Source organism: Cupriavidus sp. 01L46, from assembly GCF_056399905.1.
This window is the reverse complement of record NZ_JBFTSF010000675.1, coordinates 1-702: the sequence shown is the minus strand read 5'-3', so window position 1 is coordinate 702 and position 702 is coordinate 1. Positions and strand designations below refer to the sequence as shown.

At 50.7% G+C, this 702-nt stretch carries 1 protein-coding gene; it reads right to left on the bottom strand.

The genetic code is table 11. The annotated features are described in order from the left end of the window. A partial coding sequence (locus tag AC1DS3_RS39260; RefSeq protein ID WP_477129449.1) for a hypothetical protein occupies positions 1-702 on the bottom strand: 702 nt, incomplete at both ends.

The window sequence follows — 702 nt, the reverse complement described above, 5'->3', positions numbered from 1 at the left end:
TTTCTAACCAGGATTAGGCGACAAAAAATAATAGCGTAATCTGGTGCATCTTTAAGCCACAATTTGAATATGTACGGCATCTCGATAAGGAAAGGCACGTAGAAAACCATTAGCAAGAAGAAACCCACCTTGCTCCCCATCACCGACGCTTGGAGCATCAGCTTTCGGTCGCCAGCCCCCTCGCTCTTTGCAATTAGCGGATAGAGCGCTCGGAGCATGGTTACTGAGAATGCCCCGAGCTGCCCGCTCACCTGAGTTGCTATGCCTTGAGCAGCATTGACCACTGTTCCAAAGAACGCGTTCAGCACTAGACCCTGCCCATAGTTTGCCAGAATGCTGGTTGAAGAATACAGGAACGACCACCCAGCGAAAGCGGTCATCTCCTTGAATAGCGGACCGTTGAAGAGACGAATCGGTGCGAGGATGCACTCCGCATAGCGCGCGTGACAGTAGCTCGCTCTGATCACAAGCAGTAGGACAGAGGGCACTGCCATGAGAAAGCCATATATAACAAGCTTGTCGCCATCAGTACGGGCTATGAAGAGAGCAATCGCTAGCTTCGTAGCCGATTCAAACACTCCCAACACAGCAAATAGAAGCATGTTCTCACGTGCATTGATGACGGCATCGTATGGTACGGAGATGATTGTGAAAAATGCGCCGATCACGGCGAAATGATAAACAATCCGGGCCGCCTGCATC